Here is a 6,741-nt window from a genome sequence, read left to right as displayed (position 1 = left end):
ACTCCTGCTTCTATTACATTATATGTATTGCCCATTTTTATACCTTACTTATAATTTATGGGTATTTTAGTTTAAAATAATTTAATTTATTATTAAAGGTGTGGGCATTTTCTCTCTTTTTCTCAAAAATAGATAAATAGCAATTAAAAAAGTAAAAAATTCACTAAGTGCTAAAGTTACAAATATTCCTATATTTCCTAAATAAATTGGCAATATAATTATCAAAGATATTGGAAAAATAAAACTTCTTGATATTGCAATAATTATAGAATAAAATGGCTTTTGAATTGAAGTAAAGTATGATGTAATCAATATACTAATTCCTGAAAATAAAAAAGCTGGCCATGAGTAATATATAAATTGTAAAGTTAGATTTTCAATATCTTTTTTATGTTCACCTTCTAAAAAAAACTCTATTAAAACATCTGGATAACTCAGTATAAAAGTTACTAAAACTACTGCAATAGAAATTAAAAAAATTGAAGCAATTTTTAAAAATTGATCTATTCTTTGATAGTTTAAAGCTCCAAAGTTTTTACTTATTACAGGTTGCATTGAATCAGCTATTGCAAAATTTATCATCAAACTAACAGTAATAAAGTATCCAATTATAGTATAAGCTGTTACTCCAAAAGTTCCAAAATTTTGTAGCATTATATAGTTAAAAATAATTACTGTAATACCTGCTGATGATTCATTTATGAACTCAGAAGAGCCATTTTTCATTGCTTTAAAAATTGAACTAAAGTTTCCATATGGTTTTATAAAACTAAAGCTTGATTTTTCTGATAAGAAATAAGGCAAAAGTATAAAAAAAATAAATGCTTGAGAAATTCCTGTTGCATATGCAGCTCCTTTTATACCAAACTCATACTGCACTACAAAAATATAATCAAGAACTATATTAGCTATTGCACTTGAAAATAGAGCAAAAAAAGCCAAGTTTGGTTGTTCATCAACTCTTACAAAAAAATCAAGTACAATTGCAACCATCAATATTGGTATAAAAAATATGATTATTGATAGATAAGTAACTGTAAGATTTTTTAAATCCTCTTTTGCATTAAATAGACTAAAAATATTATCTAAATTAAAATATAATAATAATGCCAATAAAATAGATGAAAAAATAATAAAAATTATAGATTTTGAAAAGATATTATTTGCTTCTTTTAGATTATTTTCTCCCATTAATTTTCCACAAATTACACTGCTTCCAACAGCAAACATAAATGAAAAACCTATAATAATAGTAATAATAGGATAGCTCATATTCATCGCTGCAAGTGCAGTAGGACCTACATAGTTTCCTACAAAATACCCATCAATAATTCCAGCAGATGATATAGCCAATAAACCTAAGATAGAAGGAATAGCATATTTAAAAAAAACCCTTATAGGCTTTGTTGTTAGCATTTTAGACCTCATATAAAATATACGAGATTATATCCCTCAAACCTTAACAAAGGGTAAATACTATAAGACTAGAAAAACTAGTCTTATAATGAGTTAGAACTAAATAGTAAGAATAATCCAAGAATAAACATAATAATAGGAGAAATAATCTCTAATATATATGTAAATCTATGTGATTTAGAGCTTAGTTTGTGTAAACTTACTCCTAAAAATGAACTTGCAAATATCACAAGTCCCATACCAAGACTAATTGCAATTGAGGCTAATAGTACTGCAAAATATGTTTTCAAAATAAACGCATAAATAAATAAAATCACTGTACCAGGACAAGGAATAAGACCAGCAGTTAATACAAAGTATAAATCACTTCTTTTTTTCTTTTTTAGATTTTGAAAATCAATTTTATCATTTGCTTTTAATGATAGGCTACTTGAAGTACTAAAAGATATAGCATTACTGTTTTTTGTACTACAAGAGCTACAAGAACAGCCTTTGTTATTTAACTTTTGAAGTAGTATATAAAAAGCTAAAAGCATTATCATAACAGCTGAAATTTGAGTAAGTATTTTCACACTATCGCTTACAAAGCTATTTAATACAGATTGAAGTATAAAAACTGAAATTGATACTAATATTAAAGCTCCTACTATATGAACAAATGCTGAGGCAAGTGATATTATAAAAGCTTTTGAGTATGAACTTTTGTTTGATGTAAAATATGAAAAGGCTAAAGTTTTTCCATGACCTGGACCTAAAGCGTGAATTATTCCATATATAAAAGAGACAAAAAGAAGTGTAAATAGTGCTAAATTATCACCTTTTTGTACTGCAACTAAATACTTTTTTACTTTTTGCACAAACTTATCAAGTAAAGTTTTCTCTTTTTCTTGTTTTGGCTTTAAATTTTCTTTCTTTATTTCTTCTTTTTTTACAATTTTTTCTTCTGTATGTTTTGCTTTTTCATAAGTTGCTACATTTGAAATATGAAATATTACACTTTGAGTATCTACTATCTTAGAAATTTTTGCTTTATTTTTAAAATTAAGATAATTTTTTTCTAATAGCAAAACAAAATAATTCTCATCATCGTTTATTTTAATATATAAAGCATAATCGTTTTTTATATCATAATCTACATCAATAGTATAAAAAAAGTGAAGTATTCCATCAATTATTTTTGCTTCATAAGAGCTTACTTTTACTAAATCAGAATTTTGTTTATCTATAACTTCTCCATATGAGATATGTGTCATAAAATTTTTTATTGAAGCATAATCAACTAAGGCCTTTTGAATAAACTTCATCTCATATTCATCAAGTTTATTATCTAAGTTTGTATCATATATTTGTTTTAGCTGGTCAGTAAACTCTTTTGTGATAACCCACTTGACATCAATTGATTTAATTTTTGTATCTGTTGAGTTTACATTTATAGCTACTTTTGTTTGGGGAGAGTAAACACTACACAAAGCACAAGCAAAAACTATGCTTTGTGTAAGAAGAAACGATAGTAAAAATTTAAGCATTTTTACTTATACGAACTAACTATTTGTTTTGCAGTTTTAATTAATGATTCTTTTAAATTTTCTTCAAGAGGATTCATCACAACTGCATCACCTTTGATATTTGAAGCAATAACCTTTGCACTTTTTTGAGAAAATTGTGGTGCTACAAATACAACTTTAATATTATGCTCTTTTGCTTCATTGATTAGTTCAACTAATTGATTTGGTTTTGGTTCTTTTCCTTGAACTTCAACAGCAATTTGTTCTAAATCAAATCTTTTAGCAAAATATCCCCAAGATGGATGAAATACCATAAATGCTTTATGTTTTACAGGTTTTAGAATAGTTTTTATTTCCAAATAAAGCTCATCTAATTCTTTTATAAAATTTTCATAATTTTTTTTGTAAAAATCTTTATTTTTTGAATCAATATCAACTAATACTTCATAAACATTTTTTGCTTGTGTTTTAACTAAAATAGGATCTAGCCAAATATGTGGATCTAAACCTGAGTGTTCATGAGTTTCATCTTCATGGTCGTGATGTGCTTCATGGTCATGTTCATCTTCATGGTGTGCCGATTCTTCATGTTCATGTTCCTCTTCGTGATGTGCTTCATGGTCATGTTCATCTTCATCATGATGCTCATGTTTTGCCATTGCAAGTTTTTTTATTCCTATTGATGTATCTATAATATTTAAATTTTCATTTGCATTTTTAAATTTTTCTAACCAAACTTTTTCAAAAGGAACTCCAATAGCAAAATAAACTTCTGATTTTGCAAGTTTTCTCATTTGAGAAGTTTTTGGTTCATATGTTGCAGGTGAAAACCCTGGCTTAACCATAACATTTACATCGATTTTATCTTTTGCAATCTTTTCAACTATATATTTTTGAGGCAAAATACTCACTGTAACTTCTTTTGCAAAAACAACACTACTTAGTGCCAAAATTGCAATAAATAACTTTTTCATTTTTTCTCCTTTTGCAATCGAGTTGCATTTGTGGAATCATAATATATAAAAACTTTAACGCAACTTAGTTGCATCTTCTAATAATATTTTAAAAATTAATCGATATAATCTTTGTTATGAATATAGAAAAACTAATAAATGAAAAAAATTTAAAATTAACAACAGCAAGAAAAGCAATTCTTGAGATACTTATGAATTCAAATAAACCTATTTGTTATGATGATATAAAAAGTAATCTTTCTATGGATAAGGCAACTTTTTATAGAAATATAACAAAATTTGAAGATGAACATATAATAAGTAGCTTTGAATCAAATGACAAGAAAAGATATTATGAGATTCAAAACAATCCTCATGCACACTTTATTTGTTGCAAGTGTTCGAATATTGAATGTATATCTCAAAATATTGATTTTAATTTAGCAAAGCATGAGATTGATAATATTATTATAAAAGGTATTTGTCCAGAATGTTTAGACAAATAACTCTATATTCAACTTTAATTTAGAATTTTAATATGAATAAATTATTAAAAGATACAACATTTGAATGTGTAAAACTTTCAAATAACAACTTTTCAAAACACTTTCATGATACTTATACTATTGGAATAACTTATGAGGGAGTATTAAAATCTTTTAACACTAATCAAAAATATGATTCTTTTAGATATACATCAAGGGTAAATAATCCAGGGGAACTTCATGGAGGAGTATCAAGTGCTTGGTCACACTCAAATTTTTATCCAAAAGTAGAACTACTTTCAAATATATATGAAGATATCTTTTTTGAAAAGAAAATACCAATTTTTCAAAAACATGTTTTTAGTGATAAAATACTATTTTTTAAATTGCATAATTTTTTTATGAACTATTATAATAATGAAGACATCTTACTTATTCAAAGTAGTTTAGTAGATGCGTTGTCTTACTTGATTTTAAATTATACTTCTCATACAAAAAAGAGTTTTGAAAATATTTTTGATGACAAAAGAGTTATAAAAAATAGTTATGAATTTATATGTGATAATCTTGATACAGATTTTAACCTAGAACAATTAGCAAGAAATTCAAATATGAGTAAATACCATTTTTTAAGAGTATTTAAAAAAGAGTTTGGAATAACACCTCACAATTTTATTATAAATCAAAGAATAAATAAAGCAATCAATCTTATTAAAAATGATGTAAGTTTATCTCAAGCTAGTTTACAAGTAGGATTCAACGACCAATCACACTTTACAAGAAACTTCAAAAAACTTTATGGTTATACACCCTCAATGCTCAATAAAAAATAGCAATTTTATTCTATAATAATATTTTTATTTTTGCTATATTAAAAATAAAAAGATGATATATGACACAAACAAATAAAAATATATTTTATATTACTATGATATTTGCAATGGCAGGATGGGGCGCTTCATGGGTCAATGCAAAAGTATTAAGTTCATATATAAATGAATATGAGATGATATTTTTTAGAAATACCTTTACTCTTATTACTTTAGCACCTGTGCTTGTTTTTGCAAGAAAATACTTTTATATAAATAAAAAGAGTTTACTTCTTTGTATAATAACTTCAATAGTGATGATTGCATATATGAAATGTTATTTTTTAGGAACAAAATATGGAACTGCTAGTTTAGGTGGCGCCCTTGTAACAACTTTGATACCTATAAATACTTTTTTATTTATGGCAATTTTTTATAAAAAAAGAGTATTAAAAAAAGATATATTTGCATTGATTCTTGGTGGAATTGGAGTATTAACTATGCTTCATGTTTGGACTTTTAATGCAGCACAAATATTTACAACTGAAAATATGTATTTTTTAATGGCATCAATATTATGGCCTATTTTAACAATTATTAGTTCAAAAAGCACAAAAACATCACCAATGGTATTTACTTTTTATATGTACTTAATAATGACTATTTTAGTAAGTATTTTCTTTGTAGATTTTAAAAATATAAACTATGAAGGTTTTGATTATATATTTTGGATTAACCTTTTTATTGTTTCTGTTATATCAACAACTTTTGCTACAACTGTTTACTTTTTAGGAATAGAAAAACTTGGAGCAAATGAAGTAAGTACTTTTATATTTTTAGTACCATTTTTTGCTATTTTATTTAGTGCTATATTTTTAAAAGAGCATATTAGTTTGTCAATAATTATAGGAACTATTATGACTTTATTTGCAGTTAAAATACTAAATAATATAAAAATTCGTAGAAAATAGTTATCTTTAAAAGATACTATTTTCAAACTCATTTTTTATTCCATCATATGCAAAAGCTTTAATTTTACCTGTATTATAATATATTACTACAATATCTTGTAAATATTCATATCTAGCGTTATATTTATTTAATAAAGAGATAATCATATTTTTTTGTGCACTTAAAAGTGTATCTAAAGAGATATCACCTTTTTTGTACATCTTTTCATTTAATATATAGTTTCTTTGAGCATTTTTATTTGAAATTTTTGAGTTATTTATTGTTTTATAATTTGAAATTAAATAGTGAAAGTTTTTAGAAATTGTATTATGAATTCTTGATTTTTGATTTTTGATTGTCAATTTTAAACTCTTAACTTCTTTTTTATTTTGACTATTTTTTAAAGTAACTTTTGCATTCATGTATAAAGGAAGCTTTTCTCTTATTATCTTATCAAAATCCTCTTCATTCCAAGGTTTATTGGTATTTGAATTTTTATGTTCATTTATCACTTCATCTACTGTTTTAGATTTTTTTAAAAGCTCTTGTGTGTACTCATCTTGTTTTGCTTTATCTTTTTTACTATTTAATAAACTTTGCATTACTGAGATTTGTATATTTT

General features: G+C 24.9%; 7 protein-coding genes. 3 read left to right on the top strand and 4 right to left on the bottom strand.

Annotated features, from left to right (window positions below; all coding sequences use genetic code 11):
• Nucleotides 1-81: 81 nt before the first annotated feature.
• From ACTCCZ_RS13170 to ACTCCZ_RS13160, 3 genes are all read right to left on the bottom strand, one after another.
• Nucleotides 82-1,416, bottom strand: a complete 1,335-nt coding sequence (locus ACTCCZ_RS13170) for an MATE family efflux transporter (protein WP_079579836.1) — start codon at nt 1,414-1,416, stop codon at nt 82-84.
• 83 nt (nt 1,417-1,499) lie between these two features.
• Nucleotides 1,500-2,942: a nickel/cobalt transporter gene (locus ACTCCZ_RS13165; protein WP_079579835.1), complete on the bottom strand. Its 1,443-nt coding sequence runs from the start codon at nt 2,940-2,942 to the stop codon at nt 1,500-1,502.
• A 2-nt stretch (nt 2,943-2,944) separates the two neighbouring features.
• Nucleotides 2,945-3,895 carry a metal ABC transporter solute-binding protein, Zn/Mn family gene (locus tag ACTCCZ_RS13160; RefSeq protein WP_079579834.1) on the bottom strand — a complete coding sequence of 317 codons (951 nt, stop codon included), beginning with the start codon at nt 3,893-3,895 and terminating at the stop codon, nt 2,945-2,947.
• Between the two features lie 116 nt (nt 3,896-4,011).
• Here ACTCCZ_RS13160 and ACTCCZ_RS13155 point away from each other — a divergent pair, with 116 nt between their 5' ends.
• Genes ACTCCZ_RS13155 through ACTCCZ_RS13145 form a run of 3 tightly spaced genes read left to right on the top strand, consistent with a single transcriptional unit; the run spans nt 4,012 to nt 6,139 of the window.
• Complete coding sequence (locus tag ACTCCZ_RS13155; RefSeq protein ID WP_079579833.1) at nt 4,012-4,380, top strand: Fur family transcriptional regulator; 369 nt, start codon at nt 4,012-4,014, stop codon at nt 4,378-4,380.
• A 32-nt stretch (nt 4,381-4,412) separates the two neighbouring features.
• A complete protein-coding gene (locus ACTCCZ_RS13150; protein ID WP_079579832.1) occupies nt 4,413-5,192 on the top strand; it encodes an AraC family transcriptional regulator in 780 nt (259 codons plus the stop codon).
• 59 nt (nt 5,193-5,251) lie between these two features.
• The gene (locus ACTCCZ_RS13145) at nt 5,252-6,139 is read left to right on the top strand and encodes a DMT family transporter (protein ID WP_079579831.1); all 888 of its coding nucleotides are present in this window, start codon (nt 5,252-5,254) and stop codon (nt 6,137-6,139) included.
• 6 nt (nt 6,140-6,145) lie between these two features.
• Here ACTCCZ_RS13145 and ACTCCZ_RS13140 read toward each other — a convergent pair.
• Nucleotides 6,146-6,741, bottom strand: a 596-nt coding sequence (locus ACTCCZ_RS13140; RefSeq protein WP_463187411.1) for a TolC family protein, incomplete at its 5' end; no start/stop codon positions are given.

This window comes from Malaciobacter sp. (genome assembly GCF_055140965.1).
Note: the sequence above shows the minus strand (reverse complement) of the source record. Positions and strands in the feature narration are given on the sequence as shown.

What these genes read in the sequence shown, in the direction of transcription:
- ACTCCZ_RS13155 (WP_079579833.1), top strand. Translation starts at nt 4,012, where the DNA reads ATGAATATAGAAAAACTAATAAATGAAAAAAATTTAAAATTAACAACA.
- ACTCCZ_RS13160 (WP_079579834.1), bottom strand. Translation starts at nt 3,895, where the DNA reads ATGAAAAAGTTATTTATTGCAATTTTGGCACTAAGTAGTGTTGTTTTT.
- ACTCCZ_RS13170 (WP_079579836.1), bottom strand. Translation starts at nt 1,416, where the DNA reads ATGCTAACAACAAAGCCTATAAGGGTTTTTTTTAAATATGCTATTCCT.
- ACTCCZ_RS13165 (WP_079579835.1), bottom strand. Translation starts at nt 2,942, where the DNA reads ATGCTTAAATTTTTACTATCGTTTCTTCTTACACAAAGCATAGTTTTT.
- ACTCCZ_RS13145 (WP_079579831.1), top strand. Translation starts at nt 5,252, where the DNA reads ATGACACAAACAAATAAAAATATATTTTATATTACTATGATATTTGCA.
- ACTCCZ_RS13150 (WP_079579832.1), top strand. Translation starts at nt 4,413, where the DNA reads ATGAATAAATTATTAAAAGATACAACATTTGAATGTGTAAAACTTTCA.